The following is a 19852-nucleotide window of genomic DNA, read 5'->3' as shown; positions in this document are numbered from 1 at the left end:
GCGCGTTGGGCAGTTTTCTTCAATACGCGGGGGCAGGTTGCTCTTACCTTGGGCACTGATTCCACTGAGTTGAAGAAGGTATGCAATGAGTCTGATTATCTCCATGGCGGCGTTTGCCCTTGTCGCCTCGATTACACCGGGGCCGGTGAACATTGTGGCGTTGAGTTCCGGTGCACAGTTCGGCTTTCGCGCCAGTCAAAGGCATGTCGCCGGGGCCACGCTGGGTTTTGTTTTACTGTTGGTGTTGATGGGGCTGGGGCTGCACGAGGTGTTGCAGCGATGGCCAGCGCTGACGCAGGTAGTGAAATGGGCGGGCGTCACGTTCCTGTTGTTCATGGCCTGGAAACTGGCCGCGGACGATGGTCGCCTCGACGCCAGGGAATCAGGCCGGGCACCGTCGATGCTGTACGGCGCTGTCATGCAATGGCTCAACCCGAAAGCCTGGCTGGCCTGTGTGGCAGGCATGGGCGCCTTCGTCGCCGACGGCGAGACGCGGCTGGTCTGGCAGTTTGCTGCGGTGTATCTGGTGATTTGTTATGTGTCCGTTGGCTGTTGGGTCTATGCCGGGACGTTTTTGCGCGGCTATCTGAATAACCCGGCGGGCATGCGGTGGTTCAACCGGATCATGGCGTTGTTGTTGGCTGTGAGCGCGGTTTATCTGTTGTTGCCTTAGCGTGTTTTTCAGCCGCGATACTGCCCGGGGGTCGCGGCCAGATGCTGTTTGAATGCCCGTTGAAAATGCGCCTGATCGGCAAACCCGGCTTCCAGTGCTACATCAGCGATCAGCTTGCCGCTGCGCAGTTGATCCTGGGCGAACTGAATACGCCGGTTGACCAGAAACGCGTGAGGCGTCATGCCGTAATGCTGTTTGAACGCGCGGATCAGGTAGCTCGGCGACAGTTGCGCCGCCTCGCAAATGTCTTCGAGCTTGAGCATGCGCGTGCAGTTGTCGCGGATGTAATCAGCGGCCCGCTCCAGTTTGAAATTGGGCTCGCGCAACGGTTGATCAGCCGGGTTGAGCCGTAGCTGCACGTCAGTGAAAAACTGAACCGCCGCACTGTGTTTACGCAACACGTCTTGCTGATGATCGACCAACACTTCATACAACGTCTTCAGCCCTTCAAACAGACTGGCATCGCGATGATGGGTGATGGAAAAGCGGCGAAACGCCAAGTCATGGCTGAACCCGAGCTGGTGCTGTAAATCGGTAAGCCACGGTGTATCGATATACAACATCAGGTACGACCAGGGCTGGTCGTCGATCGGATTGCAGGCATGGACATCGCCGGGATTCATCAGCACTACGGTGCCGGCGCTGACCTGAAACTGCGATTGCTCGTGGATGTAAGTACTGCGTCCGGACGTAATCGCACCGATGGAAAAGTGCTGGTGGGAATGCCGGGTGTAGCAAACCTCGCGCCCGTCGGCGATGGAACGGGCTTCAATGAAGGGCAGGGCATCATCGCGCCAGAAGCGCGGGGCCTTGTCAGCGTCTTTGGCAACGGCGTGCTTCATGGTCAGTCCTCGGCAGGTCAGCTTCGCAGTGTATTAGCTCTCACCGTTAAAGGCTGCCTGCAGGGCCGCGATGTCGAGTTTTTTCATCTGCAGCATTGCCGTCATGGCGCGCTGTGATTTTGCCGTGTCGGGGTCTTTCATCATGTCCATCAGGGCCACCGGTACGATCTGCCAGGACACGCCGAATTTGTCCTTTACCCAGCCGCATTGCTGGGCCTCGACAGGGCCGCCTACGGACAGTTCCCCCCAGAAGTAATCGACCTCTTCCTGGGTCTGGCAATTGACCTGGAACGAAATCGCTTCGTTGAATTTGAAGATGGGGCCGCCATTGAGCCCAGTGAAACTCTGCCCGTCGAGTTCGAAACTGACCGTCATCACCGAACCATCAGGCCGGCCATGGATCTCCTGACCGGCTTTGCCATAGTGAGTGGTGGCGGTGATTTTCGAATGATCGAAGATCTTGCAATAATATTTCGCCGCGTCTTCGGCCTGATCGTCGAACCACAGGCAAGGCGTGAGTTTTTGAACACGTTGCATGGTGCTGCTCCTCTACGAGTTACACAGGCTGGACTTTCAGCGTAGTCAGCCTCGGATGCTCTGGCCGTACCGTAGATCGACAAGTGCCTATGGTATTTAAGTCTGATGAAGTCGGTATGACTACTAATGAGTCATAAAGACTATTTTCGGACGTGGTCGTTATGACTCTGGTGATCTCAGGCTATTGATCTATAAGGACTAAAAATCTGGCACGAGACTTGATACATCCCACGTACAACTGAACTGCTTCAGGAGTACGAAAATATGTTCGATTTCTTCACCAATCCTCAGAATGTTCTACACCTGTCGAGCCGAGTGCTCGGCGCTGGCCTGGCGCTGCTCTTGGCCGGAATCTACGGCGCGTATCTCTACGACGGCCATTTGCCGATCATGGTGCTGGTGTCGATGCATGCGATGACCATCATCGGGCCGACCTTGCTCAAAATCGGCTATGTGATGCGACTGCTCGCACAACATCGGCTGGGTAAACATCCGATAGCCGCAGTGGCCTGAACGCGACTGCTCAGAGACGGCCACGCCCTCCTTTTCCGGCGATCCAGCGAGTGGCCAAATCAATAAAGGCCCGCAGTTTTCGGCTGAGTCTGGGTGCGGCTGGGAAAGTACAGGTACAGCGCAGTCTTCGGCCTGCTGAATGTCACTCGCGACGTCCTGCCACACCGGTGGGCGGCTAGAAGTCGGGACCGGGCTTCGGCGTCTATTGCTCGACCAAATTTGCCGTCGAAGGCTTGAGCGAGGCGTTGCATGCTGGGCTGGCACCGCTGGGGGTCAAAGTGACCGTGGTCGAGCCCGGTTACTTCCGCACCGAATTCCTCGAAGGCAATTCGCTGGTCGAATCTCCGTCCACGATTGCCGATTACGACAGCACGGCGGGCGAGGTGCGCAAAATCGCCAAGGCAGTGACCCTCAATCAGCCTGGCGATCCGGACAAGCTCGCCCAAGCCATGATCACCCTGGTAGAAGCGCAAAAAGCCCCGTTGCGCTTGCCGCTGGGCAGTGACTGCGTCGTGGCGATCGAAGCCAAAAACAGCTTCGCCGCCGAACGCAGCCTCGCAGGCTCGGCAGTTGCTACACCTGCTACCAAAGGCCGCCCATCGAGGCGGCTTTTGTGTGACCGGTGGTCGATGAACCTTTCCTGCGGGGCAAATTGCGCTTAGCTGTAGGGATAACCCGAGGCGCGCGTAGGCTCTGTACTGTCACAGCGACGCCCCTTCAGAACACCGTGCGTCTGAGGAATAGTCATGCTGACCCTTAACATTAATGGCAAGGACCAGGAGCTGGATGTCCCCGCGGACATGCCGCTGCTTTGGGTTCTGCGCGATGTCGCGCACCTGACGGGCACCAAGTTCGGTTGTGGCATGGCCCAGTGTGGCGCCTGCACCGTGCACGTCGACGGCGCGCCGCTGCGCGCCTGCATTACGCCTGCCACTGCCGTGGCCCATGGGCAGAAAATTCTCACCATCGAAGGGCTGTCCACCGACGGAACGCACCCGGTGCAGCAAGCCTGGGCCGAACTTGACGTGGTCCAGTGCGGTTACTGCCAGTCCGGGCAGATCATGTCGGCAGCGGCCTTATTGGCAAAAATCCCCAAACCCACTGACAGCGACATCGATCAGGCACTGTCCGGCAACATCTGCCGCTGCGGCACCTATCCAAGGATCCGTGCCGCGGTTAAACGCGCCGCCGAGATCGGTTGATGCCACGTCGATGGGAGTCTGAGTCATGAACAGCATCAATCCGTTATCGCGCCGCGGTTTTCTCAAGGGCAGCGCACTGCTGGGCGGTGGTCTGGTGGTGGCGTTTGTCATCCCTGGTGCTCACCGTTTTGCCTTGGGCGCTGAGAATCAAGGCAACGTTTTCGCGCCTAATGCTTTTTTGCGGATCGGCAATGACAACAGCGTCACGGTGCTGCTCGGTCATTCGGAAATGGGCCAGGGCATCTGGACCGGCCTGACCATGCTGATCGCCGAAGAGCTGGACGCCGACTGGTCGAAGATCCGCGTCGAACATTCACCGGCCTCCGCAGCCGATTATGGGCTGAGGGCGTTTGGCGGGATGCAAATCACCGGCGGTTCGACCTCGACCTGGATGGAATTCGACCGCTACCGCCAGGCCGGCGCTGCGGCGCGTTTGATGCTGATCGACGCGGCGGCCAAACGCTTTAACGTCGCACCCTCCGGGATTCGCACCGAATCGGGCGTGGTCATTGCCGGCGATCAACGTGCCACTTACGGCGAGCTGGCCGACGACGCCGGCAAGTTGCCGGTGCCTGATCCAGCGTCGATCAAACTCAAGGAACCGAAGGATTGGAAGCTCATCGGCAAACCCACCAAACGTCTGGACACGCCGGAAAAAATCACCGGTCGAGCCAAATTCGGCATGGACGTGCAGTTCGAGGGGTTGATGACCGCTATGGTCGCGCGCTCGCCGGTGTTAGGTGGCAGCGTCAAATCCTTTGAAGGCGCCGAAGCGTTGGCAGTGCCGGGCGTACACAAAGTGGTGCAGGTGCCCACGGGCGTCGCCGTCATTGCTGATCACTACTGGGCGGCCAAGCTGGGGCGCGATGCGCTGAAGGTCGAGTGGGATCTGGGGCCGAACGCCGGGCTCGACAGTCAAAAACTGCTGGAGAGCTTCCGCAAACTCGCCACTACACCCGGCACTTCCGCGAGCAAGGCCGGTGATACCGACGCGACGTTAGCCAAAGCGGCAAAGACCATCGACGTCGAGTACAGCGTGCCGTACCTGGCCCACGCGCCGATGGAGCCGCTCAATTGCACGGTGGAAATCAGCAAGGACAAATGCGAAATCTGGACCGGGACCCAGTTCCAGACGCTGGATCAGATGGTCGCCGGGAAAATCACCGGGCTCAAACCTGAACAGGTCGAGATTCATACCGAGTTTCTGGGTGGCGGCTTTGGGCGCAGGGCCAACCCGACCTCTGATTTCGTCAGCGAAGCGGTGTACGTCGCCAACGCTGCGGGCGGGCCGGTGAAAACCGTCTGGTCCCGAGAGGATGATATCCGCGGCGGCTATTACCGCTCGGCATTCCTGCATCAGGCACGAATCGGTCTGGGCGCCGACGGCCTGCCGCTGGCCTGGAAGCATGTCATGGTCGGGCAGTCGATCATGGTCGGGACCATGCTCGAGGCGGCCATGGTCAAGGATGGCATCGACAAAACGTCGGTCGAGGGAATGGTCGACAGTCCTTACATAGCAGGGTTGGCTAATCATCAAGTTGAGCTGCATTCACCAAAAACCGGCATCAGCGTGCTGTGGTTACGTTCGGTGGGGCATACCCACACCGCGTTTGTCATGGAATCGCTGATCGATGAAATGGCCGAGGCAGCCGGCAAGGATCCAGTGGAATACCGACGAACCTTGCTCAAGGCGCATCCGCGGCATCTCGGCGTGCTGAACCTGGCCGTTGAGAAAGCCAACTGGGACGCGCCATTGCCGGACGGCCATGCGTTGGGTGTGGCGGTGCATGAATCCTTCGGCAGTTACGTCGCCCAGGTTGCCGAGGTGTCCCAGGACAATCTGGCGATCCGTGTGCATCGGGTGGTGTGTGCGGTGGATTGCGGGATCGCGGTCAACCCGCAGAGCATCGCGGCGCAGATGGAATCGTGCATCACCTTCGGCCTCGGATTCACCTTGCACAGCAAACTGACCTTCAAGGACGGGCAAGTGGTCCAGTCCAACTATCACGACTATCAAGTGCTGCGGCTGAACGAAATGCCGCTGGTCGAAGTGCATATCGTGCCCAGCAGCGACAAGCCCGGCGGCATCGGTGAGGCCGGTGTGCCGCCCACGGCGCCGGCAGTGGCCAATGCAGTGTTCGCCCTGACCGGGCAGCGCTTGCGGGAGCTGCCGTTGCAACTGTCGGGGGTATGAGATGAGACGACATCTGATTCTTGGCGCGGTGGTATTGATTGGCCTGGTCGGCTATGCCGAGGACTTGTTCGCTGACGATAAGGAAGCGTTGAAGGCATTCGATACCGTGCAAAAAGTCTTCCAGAGCCCGCGTTGTCAGAATTGCCATATTCCCGGCGACTCGCCATTGCAGTTCGATGCCGGCGTTCCCCACGCGATGAACGTGGTGCGCGGCATGGACGGCAAGGGCGCGGCCGGTTTGCCGTGCGCCACCTGCCACGCCGAAAGCAACCCGCCGGCCAGTTACGGGCCTAATGCACCGCCCGGGGCGCCGCATTGGAGCCTGCCGCCAGCGGCGCACAAAATGGCCTGGATCGGCCTGCCCGCCGACAAGTTGTGCGCCATGATCAAGGACCGTTCCAGCAACGGCGATCGTGATTTCGCGGCGCTGATCAAGCATGTCAGCGACGACAAACTGGTGCTCTGGGGCTGGAACCCGGGCACGGGCCGAGCGCCAGTGCCGGTGCCGCACGACATTTTTGTAGCCCAGTTCAAGCTCTGGGCGGACGCTGGCGGACCCTGTCCGGTGGAGGGGATCTGACCAACGGTAAAGTCATTAGGAGTCAAACCGGGTGTGGGCGCCTCTAACGTACATACCCTTCACAGGAGTGAGTGATGCAGGTTCCAGGCAAACCGGGCAAACCCGACGCTTGCGCGGATACGTTGCGCGGGCTTAACGTTCTCGACACTGGGGTGCAGGAGCGTGAAGTGATGCGCGACTTGGCACGCAAGTTCGAGCAAGAGCTGACGGCGGTGCAAATGGCAAGCATGGACGAGTTGACGCTGTTGACCAATCTGCACGGCTTCCTGGCGCTGGCTCAGTTATGGCTGGATGCATGCCTGCACATGGACAAACCGGCGAGCCTGCTGTTTTTCGACCTTGATTATTTCAAGCGCATCAACGCGTTGTACGGCCGTGCCGAAGGCGACGATGCCCTTAAAACGTTTGCCGACGTGCTGCGTATCGCCTTTCGCGAGAGCGATGTCGTCGGGCGGGTGGGCGGCGACGAATTCGCTGTGCTGTTGACCGGCTCAGCCGCTGTAGAAGTCGCCGGAATCAGGGCGCGGCTCGAAGAGATGCTCGACGAGCGCAACGCCACGGTGCATCGCTGTTACGACATTCGCTTCAGCATCGACCAGGTCGAGTTCAATCCTGAGCTTCACAAATCAGTGAATGGCCTTATGGACGCGCTCGAACGTGCGCGTAATCAAGGAGCGGTCAACTTTTAAGCGCCGGCCTGCAGGTCGGCTGCAACCCATTGCGCGGCGCGCAACAACACGCCGTCATTTCTGAATCTACCGATCATTTGAAGCCCGATCGGTAACTGTGCATCGACGCGAATCAGCGGGATATTCACCTGCGGCCAGCCGAATGCGCCCCAAAACTTGATGAAGTCTGACGGCCCGGTGCTTTCCAGGCCCAGAGGCGCGACCATCGCGCAACACGGACCGAGCATGGCATCGAAGGGCTGGCACAGTTCATCCAGGCGGGGGGCGAGCGTTGCCAGGCGCGCCTTGGACGCGGATTCCTGTTCCCATGTGGTCGCCGCCGCGCGCTCGAACATTGCCAGCGTCGAAGGGCTTAATTGCGATCGGTGTTGGTGAAACTCCTTCGCCAGCGAGCGGGCACCTTCGCAGTCGTTGATCAGCTGATGATCGTCAAACACACCGGCAAATTCTTCCGGTAACAGCACTTGCTCAACGTGATGGCCGGCGTTACGCAACTGTTCCACGGCCTGCTCCAGTGCGTGCGCCACCTCTGGCTCCACCTGATCCCAGCGCGATGTGCGGCAGAAACCCAATTGCAGCGGACTTGGCTCGACGTCCGGCATCTGGAAACCGGGAATCAACACGCGCGCAACAAGGTGCAGATCACGCACCGATCGCCCGTACCAACCCACAGTATCGAAGCTGGGCGCCAGCGGCTTCACGCCTTCGAGCGACACCAGTCCCAACGACGGCTTGAACGCGAAGAGCCCGCAGTAGGACGCTGGCTTGAGCAGCGATCCAGCGGTCTGGGTGCCCAGCGCCACGGCAAAGAAACCCGCCGCCATCCCGGCCGCCGAGCCAGCGCTGGAACTGCCCGGCGTGCGAGCCAGGTCGTGGGGATTGCGGGTCGGGCCGGTGTGCATGTACGCAAATTCGGTGGTGTGGGTCTTGCCCATGATCAATGCGCCGGCCTGGCGCAACAGTGTCACCGCATGGGCATCCCGGGATGGCTGATTTCCCGCATAGATGGGCGAGTAAAATTGCGTGGGATAGTCGGCGCTGTCGAAAATGTCCTTGATGCCCACCGGTACCCCGGCCAGCAGACCTCGGCCGCTGTTTTGTGCCACATCGGCGCGTACCTGCCGAGCATCGAACGCGACGAAGGCCTGTATGTCCGGCTCGTGCGCCTGGACGCGCTCAAGGAAGGTTTCGGCGACGCTGGTTGCAGTCGTTTCACCCGTGACCACGGCCTGACTGAGGGCGGTGGCATCAAGGTCTTGGCGGATCATTTGGCGAAGAGTTGGTTGATGTCCTTGAACGCCTTGAACTCCAGCGCATTGCCGCAGGGGTCGAAGAGAAACATCGTGGCTTGCTCGCCCACCAAACCCTGAAAGCGAATCCCTGGCTCGATCACGAAGCGCGTATCGAGTGACTTCAGTCGCTCGGCCAGCGCCTCCCATTGCCCCATCCCCAGAACCACGCCGAAATGCGGTACCGGCACGTCATGACCATCGACGGCATTGGTGTGGGCGGCTTCCTGAGAGGCATTCTTAGGCGCCAGGTGAATGACGAGTTGATGACCAAAAAAGTTGAAATCAACCCAATGATCGCTGGAGCGACCTTCTTCGAGGCCGAACACTTCGCCGTAGAAATGGCGAGCGGCCGTCAAGTCGTAGACCGGGATGGCCAGGTGGAAAGGGGAAAGTTGCATTGACTGTGCTCGGCTGTGGAGAGTTCACGTTGAGTTTAATCCTGTGCTTTTTGATTAAAAGACGATAATTTTTGCATCGAGCTCAAATTATTTCGATCAATCGAGGGCCGTATGCTGCGAGAACTGAAAACTTTCATCGCCGTCACGCGCTACGGCACTTTCGCGGCGGCCGGGATGCACATCGGCCTGACGCAGTCAGCGGTCAGCGCGCAGATTCGCAATCTGGAACAGGCTTTGGGCATTCGTCTGTTCGATCGCACCGGACGTCAGGCGCTGCTCAATGCCGCAGGGCAACGGGCGTTGCCGATGGCCCGGGAAATCCTGGAAACCTTCAGCCGCATGGCCGTCAGCGATGAAGTCAGCGAGTATCGTGGAGAGTTGAAAATTGGCGCGGTGGCTACCGTGCAAACCGGGCTGCTGCGCCAGGCGTTGTTGCGATTGCGCCAACAGGCGCCCTTACTGGAGCCGAAACTGGTGCCGGGTGTGTCGCTGCATCTGTTGAGTCAGGTGGATACCGGCGAAGTGGATCTGGCGATCCTGATCAAGCCACCGTTCGAATTGCCCAAAGAGCTGTCGGCGCAAGTCATTCTCCGTGAACCGTTTGTGTTGATCGTGCCGGCGGACATGGAAGGTGATGACCCGCTGCAGTTACTTGCCGAACATTCCCATGTGCGTTACGACCGCAACTCGTTCGGTGGACGTTTGGTGACGCGGTTTCTGCGCGAGCAGCAGATCGACGTGCACGTTGCGCTGGAGCTGGATGAACTGGAGGCTATCGTGAAAATGGTCGAATGCGGTTTGGGGGTGTCGTTGCTGCCCGAGGCGGGGCTGTGGCTTGAGCATGGGGCGAAGGTGAGGGTGATCCCGCTGGGTGAGCTGACGTTTTATCGGGAGATTGTGTTGTTGCAGCGTTATAGCCAGCGCATGCAGCCGATTCAGCAGTTGTTTGCCCGGTGCCTGACTCAAATCGACAGCTAAGCACTACCCCTGTGGGAGATTCTATGTTGCCTGGCACACCGCTATCGCGGGCAAGCCCGCTCCCACAGGAGACTGTGTCGCGCCTTAATTGCGAGCACAAAAAAACCCGCCTGTAGAGGCGGGTTTTTCATTACAGCCGCAAGATTACTCTTCCAGGCTGCCCATGGCCGTGGTGTTGAAACCACCGTCCACGTACATGATTTCGCCGCTGATGCCGGACGCCAGGTCAGAGCACAGGAAGGCGCCGGCGTTGCCGACTTCGTCGATGGTGACGTTGCGACGCAGCGGGGTTTGCGCTTCGTTGGCGGCCAGCATCTTGCGGAAGTTCTTGATGCCGGAAGCGGCGAGGGTGCGGATCGGGCCAGCCGATACGCAGTTGACGCGGGTGCCGTCCGGGCCCAGGGAGCCTGCCAGGTAACGAACGCCAGCTTCCAGGGAAGCCTTGGCCATGCCCATTACGTTGTAGTTCGGCATGGTGCGCTCGGCGCCCAGGTACGACAGGGTCAGCAGGCTGCCATTGCGGCCTTTCATCATTTCGCGACCGGCTTTGGCCAGGGCCACGAAGCTGTAGGCGCTGATGTCGTGAGCGATGCGGAAACCTTCACGGGTGGTGGCTTCGGTGAAGTCGCCGTCCAATTGGTCGCCCGGTGCGAAGCCGACGGAGTGCACGATGCAGTCCAGGCCGTCCCACTTCTTGCTCAGCTCAACGAAAACCTTGGCGATTTCTTCATCGCTGGCCACGTCGCACGGGAAGCACAGGTCAGGGTTGGAACCCCAGCTTTGTGCGAACTCTTCGACACGACCCTTGAGTTTGTCGTTCTGATAAGTGAAGGCAAGCTCAGCGCCCTCGCGATGCATGGCGGCAGCGATGCCGGATGCGATGGACAGCTTGCTGGCGACACCGACGATCAGTACGCGCTTACCGGCGAGAAAACCCATGTGTTGCTCCTCTCTTTCAGGTTATTGCGCAGTGGCTGGAGCCAGGAAAGCGGCTTCCAGCAACTGCTGTGTATACGGATGTTGGGGGGCGGCAAAAATACTTTGCGCGTCTCCCTGTTCGACCACTTGGCCTTGCTTGACCACCATCAACTGGTGGCTCAGCGCTTTGACGACAGCCAGGTCATGGCTGATAAACAGATACGTCAGGTTGTACTTGGTTTGCAGTGAACGCAGCAGCTCTACCACTTGGCGTTGCACTGTCCGGTCGAGGGCCGAGGTCGGCTCGTCCAGCAGAATCAGCGCCGGTTTTAACACTAATGCCCGGGCAATGGCGATTCTCTGCCGTTGCCCACCGGAAAATTCGTGGGGGTAGCGGTTCCGGGTTTCCGGGTCCAGGCCTACCTCCTTCAATGCCGCAATAATCGCAAGTTCCTGTTCTGCCTCGGTGCCCATTTTGTGGATCCGCAGGCCTTCGCCAACGATCTGGCTCACGCACATCCGTGGGCTCAGGCTGCCGAACGGGTCCTGAAACACCACCTGCATCTGCCGACGCAGCGGCCGAACCTGTTGTTGCGTCAGGCAGTCTAGCTGCTTGCCTTCAAAACGGATGGCGCCTTTGCTACCGATCAGCCGCAAAATCGCCAAGCCCAGTGTCGACTTGCCGGAACCGCTTTCTCCCACGATCCCCAACGTCTGGCCCTGGGGCAGGCTGAAGTTGATTCCGTCCACCGCTTTGATGTGATCCACAGTCTTTTTCAAAAAGCCTTTCTTGATCGGGAACCAGACTTTCAGGTCCTCGACTTGCAGCAAGGGCGGGCCAATCACATTGGTTGCCGGCTTGCCGCTGGGCTCCGCTGCCAGCAGTTCCCGAGTGTACGGATGCTGCGGCGCGCGGAACAACTCTTCGCACGATGCCTGTTCGACGATGCAACCGCGCTGCATGACACATACGCGATGCGCAATTCTTCGCACAAGGTTCAAATCGTGACTGATCAGTAGCAGCGCCATGCCCAATCGGGCCTGTAATTCCTTGAGCAATTCGAGGATTTTCAGCTGAACGGTCACGTCCAGGGCGGTGGTCGGTTCATCGGCGATCAACAGCTCTGGCTCGTTGGCCAACGCCATGGCGATCATCACCCGCTGACGCTGACCGCCGGACAATTCATGGGGCAGCGCCTTGAGACGCTTCTCGGGCTCCGGGATGCCGACCATTTCCAGCAGCTCCAGCGTGCGCCTGGTCGCGACTTTGCCGACCAGGCCTTTGTGGATGCCCAACACCTCGTTGATCTGCTTCTCGATCGAGTGCAGCGGGTTCAGCGACGTCATCGGCTCCTGAAAAATCATCGCGATCCGGTTGCCACGGATGTGACGAATGGTCTTCTCTTTCAGGCTCAGCAGGTTCTGCCCGGAATATTCAATAGTCCCGGACGGGTGCCGGGCGAGCGGGTAGGGCAGCAGCCGCAGGATCGAATGGGCGGTCACCGATTTGCCGGAGCCGCTTTCGCCCACCAGCGCCAGGGTTTCACCACGTTTGATATCGAAGCTCACGCCTTCGACCACCCGCTGAAAGCGATCCCCGACGCCGAATTCGACGGACAGGTCGCGCACTTCGATCAGATTGTCCTGATTCATTTCACTTCCTCGGGTCGAAGGCATCGCGAGCAGACTCGCCGATGAACACCAGCAAACTCAACATCAATGCCAGCACCGCAAACGCGCTCATACCGAGCCAAGGCGCTTGCAGGTTGGATTTGCCCTGAGCCACCAGTTCACCAAGGGACGGCGCGCCCGGTGGTAAACCGAAACCCAGAAAATCCAGCGCTGTCAGGGTGCCGATGGCGCCGGTCAGGATGAACGGCATGAAGGTCATGGTCGAGACCATGGCGTTGGGCAAGATGTGGCGGAACATGATCGCACCATTTTGCATGCCCAACGCCCGGGCCGCGCGCACGTATTCCAGGTTACGCCCGCGCAGGAACTCGGCGCGCACCACGTCCACCAGGCTCATCCATGAGAACAGCAGCATGATCCCCAGCAGCCACCAGAAATTAGGCTGGACGAAACTGGCGAGGATGATCAGCAGGTACAGCACCGGCAACCCGGACCAGATCTCCAGGAAACGCTGCCCGGCCAGATCGACCCAGCCACCATAGAAACCCTGCAAGGCGCCGGCGATCACGCCGATGATCGAGCTGAGAATGGTCAGCGTCAGGGCAAACAGCACCGAAATGCGGAAGCCGTAAATCACTCGTGCCAATACGTCACGACCCTGATCGTCCGTGCCTAAGAGGTTGTCGGTCGAAGGCGGGGCGGGCGCCGGGACTTTCAGGTCGTAATTGATGCTCTGGTAGCTGTAGGGAATCGGCGCCCACAGCACCCAAGCGTCTTTGGCCTTGAGCAGTTCGCGGATGTACGGGCTCTTGTAGTTGGCTTCCAGCGGGAATTCACCACCAAAGGTGGTTTCCGGATAACGCTTGAGCGCCGGGAAGTACCAACCGTTGTCGTAGTGCACCACCAAGGGTTTGTCGTTGGCGATCAGCTCGGCGCCGAGGCTCAGCCCGAACAGCAGCAGAAACAGCCATAGCGACCACCAGCCACGTTTGTTGGCCTTGAACAGTTCGAAACGTCGGCGATTGAGAGGGGACAGGTTCATCTCAATGCTCCCGGCTTTCGAAGTCGATGCGCGGATCGACAAAGGTGTACGTGAGGTCGCCGATCAGCTTCACCACCAGCCCCAGCAGGGTAAAGATGAACAGCGTGCCGAAGACCACCGGGTAATCGCGGTTGATCGCCGCTTCAAAGCTCATCAGGCCGAGGCCATCGAGGGAGAAGATCACTTCCACCAGCAACGAGCCGGTAAAGAAAATCCCGATGAACGCCGACGGAAACCCGGCAATCACCAGCAGCATCGCGTTGCGGAATACATGGCCGTAGAGCACACGGTGATTGGTTAGGCCCTTGGCTTTGGCGGTGACCACGTACTGTTTGTTGATTTCATCGAGGAAGCTGTTTTTGGTCAGCAGGGTCATGGTCGCAAAGTTGCCGATGACCAGCGCCGTCACCGGCAAGGCCAGGTGCCAGAAATAGTCGAGAATCTTGCCGCCCATGCCCAACTCATCGAAGTTGTTGGAGGTCAGCCCTCTGAGCGGGAACCAGTCGAAATAACTGCCTCCGGCGAATACCACGATCAGCAGGATGGCAAACAGGAATGCCGGGATGGCATAGCCGACGATGATCAATGAGCTGGTCCAGACGTCGAAGTGGCTGCCGTGTCGCGTAGCCTTGGCGATCCCCAGGGGGATCGACACCAGGTACATGATCAGCGTGCTCCACAGCCCGAGGGAGATCGATACCGGCATTTTTTCCTTGATCAGGTCGATGACCTTGGCGTCGCGGAAGAAGCTGTCGCCGAAATCCAGGGTGGCGTAGTTCTTGATCATGATCCACAAGCGTTCCGGCGCCGATTTGTCGAAGCCGTACATGTGCTCGATCTCTTTGACCAACGCCGGGTCCAGGCCCTGGGCTCCGCGATAGGCCGAGCCGGCGACCGAGACTTCGGCACCGCCACCGGCGATGCGGCTGGTGGCGCCTTCGAAGCCCTCGAGCTTGGCGATCATTTGTTCCACCGGCCCGCCGGGGGCGGCCTGGATGATCACGAAGTTGATCAGCAAAATGCCGAGCAAGGTCGGGATGATCAGCAGCAGTCGCCGAAAAATATACGCCAGCATCTGATTACTCCGTGCCCGCAGGGTCGGCTTGCAGTTTGGTTTCGACTTCTACCGCAGGTTTCGCGTCAGGCTTGACCCACCAGGTGTTAATGCCGATGTCGTATTTGGGTGAAATTTTCGGATGGCCGATGTGGTTCCAGTAAGCCACGCGCCACGTCTTGATGTGCCAGTTGGGGATCACGTAATAGCCCCATTGCAGCACGCGGTCCAGCGCGCGGGCGTGGGCCACCAGGCTTTTACGCGAATCGGCGCTGATCAATTGCTCGACCAATTGGTCCACGATCGGATCTTTCAGGCCCATGGAGTTGCGACTACCGGGCTTGTCGGCGGCGGCAGACATCCAGAACTCGCGCTGCTCGTTGCCCGGTGAGTTGGACTGCGGGAAGCTGCCGACAATCATGTCGAAGTCCCGGGAGCGCACACGGTTGATGTACTGCGAGACGTCGACCCGGCGAATCACCAGGTCGATGCCCAGGTCGCTGAGGTTACGCTTGAACGGCAGCAGTACGCGCTCGAACTCGGTCTGGGCCAGCAGGAATTCGATGGTCACCGGTTTGCCGGTGGCGCCGACCATCTTGTCGTCGACGATCCGCCAGCCAGCCTCTTGCAGCAGTTGATAGGCCTTGCGTTGCTGGGTGCGGATCATGCCGCTGGCATCGGTGACCGGGTTCTGAAACGACTCGCTGAACACCTGCTCGGGGATCTTGCCGCGAAACGGGTCAAGGATCGCCAGCTGATCGGCGTCCGGCAGGCCGGTGGCGGCCATTTCCGAATTCTCGAAATAGCTGCGGGTTCGCGCGTAGGCGCCGTTGAACAGTTGTTTGTTGGTCCATTCGAAGTCCAGCAACAGGGTCAGGGCCTGGCGCACGCGCACGTCCTGGAACGCCGCACGGCGCAGGTTGAACACGAAGCCTTGCATGCCGGTCGGGTTGCCGTTGGGGATCTGTTCCTTGATCAAGCGGCCTTCGGTCACTGCCGGAATGTTGTAGGCGTTGGCCCAGTTCTTCGCGGTCATTTCCAGCCAGTAATCGAACTGCCCGGCCTTGAGTGCTTCGAGCGCCACGGTGTTGTCGCGGTAGTAATCGGTGGTCATCACATCGAAGTTGTAGAACCCACGGTTGGCCGGCAGATCCTTGCCCCAGTAGTCCTTGACCCGCTCATAGCGCACCGAGCGCCCGGCCTTCACTTCGCTGACCTTGTACGGGCCGCTGCCCAACGGCATTTCCAGATTGCCTTTGTTGAAATCCCGGGTTGCCCACCAATGCTTGGGCAGTACCGGCAATTGACCGAGGATCAACGGCAGTTCGCGGTTGTTGTTGTGCTTGAACTTGAACAGCACCCGCAGCGGATCTTCAGCGATCACTTCGTCGACATCGCTGTAGTAGCCGCGAAACATCGGCGCGCCGTCCTTGGTCAGCGTCTGGAAGCTGAACACCACATCTTCGGCACGGATCGGATGACCGTCGTGGAAGCGTGCTTCGGCGCGCAGGTAAAAACGTACCCAGCTGTTGTCCGGGGCTTTTTCGATCTTGCCGGCCACCAGGCCGTACTCGGTGAACGGTTCATCCAGGCCCTGTTTGGCCAGGGTGTCGTAAATCAAGCTGATGTCGTCGGCCGGTACACCCTTGCTGATGAACGGATTGAGACTGTCGAAGCCGCCGAAACCCGCCTGACGGAAGATCCCGCCCTTGGGCGCGTCCGGGTTCACGTAGTCAAAGTGTTTGAAGTCGGCCGGGTATTTCGGTGGCTCGTTGTACAGGGTCAGGGCATGTTGCGGGGCGGCACAGGCCAGCCCGGCGAACAACAGGCCGCTGGCCTGCAAGAGCAGGGCGCGTACGGGTTTCATCGATCTTTCTCCGAAGATTTCAGCCACCACGCGCAGAGGCCCAGGGTGTAGGGCGGCGTGGTGACCAAGGCTAACCGGTTGCGGTAGGCCAAGCGGTGATAATTGAGGTACCAATTGGGAATGATGTAGTGCTGCCACAGCAGCACCCGGTCCAGCGCCTTGCCGGCGGCGACCTGTTCATCGCGGGTCTGGGCGGCGAGCAGTTGTTCGAGTAAATGATCGACGACCGGGTTGGCGATGCCGGCGTAGTTTTTGCTGCCCTTGACCCCGACCTGGCTGGAGTGGAAGTACTGCCATTGCTCCAGGCCCGGGCTGAGGGTCTGGTTGAGGGTTATCAGGATCATGTCGAAATCGAACTGATCGAGGCGCTGCTTGTATTGGGCGCGATCGACGGTACGCAACCGGGCATCGATGCCGATGCTGGCGAGGTTCTCGACGTACGGCTGAAGGATTCGCTCAAGGTTGGGATTGACCAGCAGGATTTCCACACGCAACGGTTGCCCGGCAGCGTTCTGTACGCGTTGGCCACTGAGCTTCCAGCCGGCCTCGGCAAGCAGCCCCAGGGCCTGTCGCATGGTTTCCCTTGGAATGCCGCGACCTTGGGTCTGCGGCAAGCTGAACGGCTCGGTGAGCAGCTTGGCGGGCAACTGCTCACGATACGGCTTGAGCATCAGCCATTCATGGCCGACCGGAAGGCCGGTGGCGGAGAACTCGCTGTTGGGGTAATAGCTCATGGCGCGCTTGTAAGCGCCGCTGAACAGCGTGCGGTTGGTCCACTCGAAGTCGAACATCATCCCCAACGCTTCACGGACCTTGGCTTCGGAGAAGGCCGGGCGGCGGGTGTTCATGAACAGACCCTGGCTCTGGGTCGGGATCTGGTGCGGGATCTGTGCCTTGATGACGTCGCCGCGTCGCACGGCCGGGAAGTTGTAGCCGTTTTCCCAGTTCTTCGCCTGGTGCTCGATGTAAATGTCGAATTCGCCGGCCTTGAAGGCTTCGAACGCGACGTCGCTGTCGCGGTAGAACTCCACGTCCATGCGATCAACGTTGTATTTGCCGCGATTGACCGCCAGGTCTTTACCCCAGTAATCCTTGACCCGTTCGAAAACTATCTGTCGCCCAGGCGTTACCGAGGTAATGCGATATGGCCCGCTACCCAGTGGCGGTTCGAAGGTTGTGGCCTTGAAGTCACGATCTTTCCAGTAATGCTGGGACAGCACCGGCAATTCGCCAAGGCGCAGGATCAGCAATGGGTTGCCGGCGCGCTTGAAGACAAAACGGATGCGATGGAGGTTGAGGATATCGACCCGCGATACTTCCTGAAGATTGGTGCGGTACTGCGGGTGACCTTCCTTGAGCAGCAAACGGTAGGAAAACGCCACGTCGTACGCGGTAATCGGCGTGCCATCGTGAAAGCGCGCTTCGGGGCGCAGGTTGAACACTACCCAGCTGCGGTCTTCGCTGTATTCGACCGATTGGGCGATCAGGCCATAACTGGACGTCGGCTCATCACCGGACGGCGCGTACTGCCCGGTGCCGACCATCAATGGTTCGTTTAGCTCGTTGATGCCGTATTGCAAGAAATTCGGTGTGGAAACCGGGCTCGATCCCTTGAATGTGTAGGGGTTGAGCGTATCGAAGGTGCCAAACGCCATCACCCGCAACGTACCGCCCTTGGGCGCTTGCGGGTTAACCCAGTCGAAGTGGGTAAATCTGGCCGGGTACTTGAGCGTGCCGAACTGCGCATAACCATGGCTTTCGCTGATCGTCGCGCTTGCGGGGGAGCTCAAGGCCAGGCTGATCAGGAGCAGGAGGAGGGGACGCTTCAAGTCAGAGATCCGATCCAGGCGGCTTGGGCTTTGTGGCCCGTACAGTAACAGCTTGTATCGACAGGAAAAAGATGGGGGCTTAATGCGTTGTTAATTGCCCAGGCGGTAAGCCTTTTTGTACACGTCTGGCAAAAAAAGCCCCTGAAATCAGGGGCTCATTTTTAACGCGGGGAAGAAACCGTCAACATCTGTCCAGGCTTGAGGGCTTGACCGACACGCGGGTTCCAGCGCTTGAGGTGCTGCATCTCAACGTTGAAGCGCTTGGCGACCATGTACAGCGAGTCGCCTTGCTTGACCTTGTACCGGGTCTGCTGTTTCTTGCTGGCTGCCTTGCTGTTCGACGCAACGACGGTGTTGACGCGTCCGCTGTTGCGTTTGGTGGTGTCTTGCATGACGAGCGTCTGGCCGACTTTGAGATTCTTGCCGGTCAGCTTGTTCCAGCGCTGCAGGTCCTTGATGTCGACCTTGTTGGCCTTGGCGATGGTGCCCAGGTTGTCGCCGCGTTTAACACGGTAGGCACGCTTGAGGCTGGCGATTTTGGAGCTGTCTGCGCCATCGAAAACGGGCTTGAGCGACTTCTTGCTGATTAGCTCGTCGGGACGCATGGTCGAAAGGCTGGTGGTCAGCAGCTGCGCCTTGGACGTTGGCACCAGCAAATGCTGAGGGCCATCGATGGTCGTGCGCTGCTTGAACGCCGGGTTGAGCTGGAACAGTTCGTCTTCGTCGATGTTGGCCACCGCGGCAACTTTGGACAGATCCATGCGCTGGTTGATTTCGACGACCTGGAAGTACGGCTCGTTGGCAATCGGGTTCAGGTTGACGCCGTAGGCTTCCGGTGCCAGCACTACTTGCGACAGGGCCAGCAACTTCGGCACGTAGGCCCGGGTTTCGGCCGGCAGCGGCAGGTTCCAGTAATCGGTTGGCAGGCCGAGTTTTTCATTGCGCTCAATGGCGCGGCTGACCGTACCTTCACCGGCGTTGTACGCCGCCAGGGCCAGCAGCCAGTCACCGTTGAACATGTCGTGCAGACGCGTCAGGTAATCCATGGCTGCGGTGGTCGACGCGGTAATGTCGCGACGGCCATCGTAGAAACGGGTCTGACGCAGGTTGAAGTAACGACCGGTAGAAGGAATGAATTGCCAAAGACCCACCGCGTTGGCCCGGGAATAGGCCATGGGGTTGTAGGCGCTTTCAATCACCGGCAACAACGCCAGTTCCAGCGGCATGTTGCGCTCTTCAAGGCGTTCAACGATGTAATGAATGTAGAGGCTGCCGCGTTCGCCGGCGTTTTCGAGGAACGACGGATTACTGGCGAACCACAGGCGCTGTTGCTCGATGCGCGGGTTGACGCCCAGGCTGTCCTGCAACTGGAAGCCCTGGCGCATGCGCTCCCAGACATCCTGCGGTACTTGTGGAGTTGGTTTTTCGGTGAGCCAGATAGGTTTCTGCTTGGCTCGAGCAGCAATGTTCGGCGTGTGCGTCGCTTCGGTCTGCGGCACATGGCTTGAACAGCCCGCCAAAGTGGCGGACACAGCCACCGCGATGGCTTGAGCCAAGCGGGTCAATGCGTCTGAATTGATGGCTTTACGAATAGATGACGACATTGGCTGGA

18 protein-coding genes and 1 pseudogene are annotated in these 19852 nt (G+C 59.4%); 8 read left to right on the top strand and 11 right to left on the bottom strand.

The genetic code is table 11. The features are described 5' to 3' along the window. The first annotated feature begins 85 nt into the window (after positions 1–85). A complete protein-coding gene (locus FQ185_RS00945; protein ID WP_149415804.1) occupies positions 86–673 on the top strand; it encodes a LysE family translocator in 588 nt (195 codons plus the stop codon). A gap of 8 nt (positions 674–681) precedes the next feature. On the opposite strand, the gene FQ185_RS00940 is transcribed toward FQ185_RS00945, so the two are convergent. Both FQ185_RS00940 and FQ185_RS00935 read right to left on the bottom strand, forming a co-directional pair. Beyond that, on the bottom strand, positions 682–1515 hold the full coding sequence (locus FQ185_RS00940) for an AraC family transcriptional regulator (RefSeq protein WP_149415803.1): 834 nt from the start codon (positions 1513–1515) through the stop codon (positions 682–684). Between the two features lie 33 nt (positions 1516–1548). Beyond that, positions 1549–2052, bottom strand: a complete 504-nt coding sequence (locus FQ185_RS00935) for a VOC family protein (protein WP_149415802.1) — start codon at positions 2050–2052, stop codon at positions 1549–1551. 264 nt (positions 2053–2316) lie between these two features. On the opposite strand from FQ185_RS00935, the gene FQ185_RS00930 reads away from it, so the two are divergent. The 6 genes and pseudogenes from FQ185_RS00930 (at position 2317) to FQ185_RS00900 (ending at position 7230) form a co-directional block, all read left to right on the top strand. Continuing rightward, positions 2317–2565, top strand: coding sequence for a transmembrane sensor/regulator PpyR (locus tag FQ185_RS00930; RefSeq protein WP_149415801.1), 249 nt, complete (start codon positions 2317–2319; stop codon positions 2563–2565). 123 nt (positions 2566–2688) lie between these two features. After that, a pseudogene (locus tag FQ185_RS00920) lies at positions 2689–3113 on the top strand (SDR family NAD(P)-dependent oxidoreductase); the annotation flags it as partial. 198 nt (positions 3114–3311) lie between these two features. Continuing rightward, the gene (locus FQ185_RS00915) at positions 3312–3767 is read left to right on the top strand and encodes a (2Fe-2S)-binding protein (RefSeq protein WP_149415800.1); all 456 of its coding nucleotides are present in this window, start codon (positions 3312–3314) and stop codon (positions 3765–3767) included. A gap of 25 nt (positions 3768–3792) precedes the next feature. Continuing rightward, complete coding sequence (locus tag FQ185_RS00910) at positions 3793–5961, top strand: xanthine dehydrogenase family protein molybdopterin-binding subunit (protein ID WP_149415799.1); 2169 nt, start codon at positions 3793–3795, stop codon at positions 5959–5961. A gap of 1 nt (position 5962) precedes the next feature. Beyond that, entirely contained in the window at positions 5963–6541 is a 579-nt protein-coding gene (locus FQ185_RS00905) for a hypothetical protein (RefSeq protein ID WP_149415798.1), read from the top strand. 74 nt (positions 6542–6615) lie between these two features. Beyond that, entirely contained in the window at positions 6616–7230 is a 615-nt protein-coding gene (locus FQ185_RS00900; RefSeq protein WP_149415797.1) for a GGDEF domain-containing protein, read from the top strand. Here the strand turns inward: FQ185_RS00900 and FQ185_RS00895 are convergent. Further along, a complete protein-coding gene (locus FQ185_RS00895) occupies positions 7227–8498 on the bottom strand; it encodes an amidase (protein WP_149415796.1) in 1272 nt (423 codons plus the stop codon). The genes FQ185_RS00900 and FQ185_RS00895 overlap by 4 nt on opposite strands. Next, positions 8495–8920, bottom strand: a complete 426-nt coding sequence (locus FQ185_RS00890) for a VOC family protein (protein ID WP_149415795.1) — start codon at positions 8918–8920, stop codon at positions 8495–8497. Before FQ185_RS00890 ends, FQ185_RS00895 begins: the two co-directional genes overlap by 4 nt. 111 nt (positions 8921–9031) lie before the next feature. Here FQ185_RS00890 and FQ185_RS00885 point away from each other — a divergent pair, with 111 nt between their 5' ends. Next, positions 9032–9898, top strand: coding sequence for a LysR family transcriptional regulator (locus tag FQ185_RS00885; protein WP_149415794.1), 867 nt, complete (start codon positions 9032–9034; stop codon positions 9896–9898). A 144-nt stretch (positions 9899–10042) separates the two neighbouring features. On the opposite strand, the gene fabI is transcribed toward FQ185_RS00885, so the two are convergent. The 7 genes from fabI to FQ185_RS00850 form a co-directional block, all read right to left on the bottom strand. Continuing rightward, entirely contained in the window at positions 10043–10837 is a 795-nt protein-coding gene (fabI, locus tag FQ185_RS00880) for an enoyl-ACP reductase FabI (protein WP_077749640.1), read from the bottom strand. Between the two features lie 21 nt (positions 10838–10858). After that, positions 10859–12469 (bottom strand): ABC transporter ATP-binding protein, encoded by a 1611-nt coding sequence (locus tag FQ185_RS00875; RefSeq protein ID WP_149415793.1) that lies wholly within the window; start codon positions 12467–12469, stop codon positions 10859–10861. Position 12470: 1 nt separating this feature from the next. Continuing rightward, complete coding sequence (locus tag FQ185_RS00870; protein WP_123364351.1) at positions 12471–13490, bottom strand: ABC transporter permease; 1020 nt, start codon at positions 13488–13490, stop codon at positions 12471–12473. A gap of 1 nt (position 13491) precedes the next feature. Then, a complete protein-coding gene (locus FQ185_RS00865; RefSeq protein WP_149415792.1) occupies positions 13492–14565 on the bottom strand; it encodes a microcin C ABC transporter permease YejB in 1074 nt (357 codons plus the stop codon). 4 nt (positions 14566–14569) lie between these two features. After that, a complete protein-coding gene (locus tag FQ185_RS00860) occupies positions 14570–16411 on the bottom strand; it encodes an extracellular solute-binding protein (protein ID WP_149415791.1) in 1842 nt (613 codons plus the stop codon). After that, complete coding sequence (locus tag FQ185_RS00855; protein ID WP_149415790.1) at positions 16408–18240, bottom strand: extracellular solute-binding protein; 1833 nt, start codon at positions 18238–18240, stop codon at positions 16408–16410. Before FQ185_RS00855 ends, FQ185_RS00860 begins: the two co-directional genes overlap by 4 nt. Positions 18241–18401: 161 nt before the next feature. Next, positions 18402–19844 (bottom strand): transglycosylase SLT domain-containing protein, encoded by a 1443-nt coding sequence (locus FQ185_RS00850; RefSeq protein WP_149415789.1) that lies wholly within the window; start codon positions 19842–19844, stop codon positions 18402–18404. Positions 19845–19852 lie beyond the last annotated feature (8 nt).

Source organism: Pseudomonas sp. ANT_H12B (genome assembly GCF_008369325.1).
Taxonomy (GTDB): Bacteria; Pseudomonadota; Gammaproteobacteria; order Pseudomonadales; family Pseudomonadaceae; genus Aquipseudomonas.
The sequence above is the reverse complement of the archived record's forward strand: the minus strand, read 5'-3'. Positions and strand labels throughout refer to the sequence as shown.

What these genes read in the sequence shown, in the direction of transcription:
- FQ185_RS00890 (WP_149415795.1), bottom strand. Translation starts at nt 8,920, where the DNA reads ATGCAACTTTCCCCTTTCCACCTGGCCATCCCGGTCTACGACTTGACG.
- FQ185_RS00935 (WP_149415802.1), bottom strand. Translation starts at nt 2,052, where the DNA reads ATGCAACGTGTTCAAAAACTCACGCCTTGCCTGTGGTTCGACGATCAG.
- FQ185_RS00860 (WP_149415791.1), bottom strand. Translation starts at nt 16,411, where the DNA reads ATGAAACCCGTACGCGCCCTGCTCTTGCAGGCCAGCGGCCTGTTGTTC.
- FQ185_RS00900 (WP_149415797.1), top strand. Translation starts at nt 6,616, where the DNA reads ATGCAGGTTCCAGGCAAACCGGGCAAACCCGACGCTTGCGCGGATACG.
- FQ185_RS00945 (WP_149415804.1), top strand. Translation starts at nt 86, where the DNA reads ATGAGTCTGATTATCTCCATGGCGGCGTTTGCCCTTGTCGCCTCGATT.
- FQ185_RS00865 (WP_149415792.1), bottom strand. Translation starts at nt 14,565, where the DNA reads ATGCTGGCGTATATTTTTCGGCGACTGCTGCTGATCATCCCGACCTTG.
- FQ185_RS00915 (WP_149415800.1), top strand. Translation starts at nt 3,312, where the DNA reads ATGCTGACCCTTAACATTAATGGCAAGGACCAGGAGCTGGATGTCCCC.
- FQ185_RS00905 (WP_149415798.1), top strand. Translation starts at nt 5,963, where the DNA reads ATGAGACGACATCTGATTCTTGGCGCGGTGGTATTGATTGGCCTGGTC.
- FQ185_RS00930 (WP_149415801.1), top strand. Translation starts at nt 2,317, where the DNA reads ATGTTCGATTTCTTCACCAATCCTCAGAATGTTCTACACCTGTCGAGC.
- FQ185_RS00895 (WP_149415796.1), bottom strand. Translation starts at nt 8,498, where the DNA reads ATGATCCGCCAAGACCTTGATGCCACCGCCCTCAGTCAGGCCGTGGTC.
- FQ185_RS00870 (WP_123364351.1), bottom strand. Translation starts at nt 13,490, where the DNA reads ATGAACCTGTCCCCTCTCAATCGCCGACGTTTCGAACTGTTCAAGGCC.
- FQ185_RS00885 (WP_149415794.1), top strand. Translation starts at nt 9,032, where the DNA reads ATGCTGCGAGAACTGAAAACTTTCATCGCCGTCACGCGCTACGGCACT.
- fabI (WP_077749640.1), bottom strand. Translation starts at nt 10,837, where the DNA reads ATGGGTTTTCTCGCCGGTAAGCGCGTACTGATCGTCGGTGTCGCCAGC.
- FQ185_RS00940 (WP_149415803.1), bottom strand. Translation starts at nt 1,515, where the DNA reads ATGAAGCACGCCGTTGCCAAAGACGCTGACAAGGCCCCGCGCTTCTGG.
- FQ185_RS00875 (WP_149415793.1), bottom strand. Translation starts at nt 12,469, where the DNA reads ATGAATCAGGACAATCTGATCGAAGTGCGCGACCTGTCCGTCGAATTC.
- FQ185_RS00850 (WP_149415789.1), bottom strand. Translation starts at nt 19,844, where the DNA reads ATGTCGTCATCTATTCGTAAAGCCATCAATTCAGACGCATTGACCCGC.
- FQ185_RS00910 (WP_149415799.1), top strand. Translation starts at nt 3,793, where the DNA reads ATGAACAGCATCAATCCGTTATCGCGCCGCGGTTTTCTCAAGGGCAGC.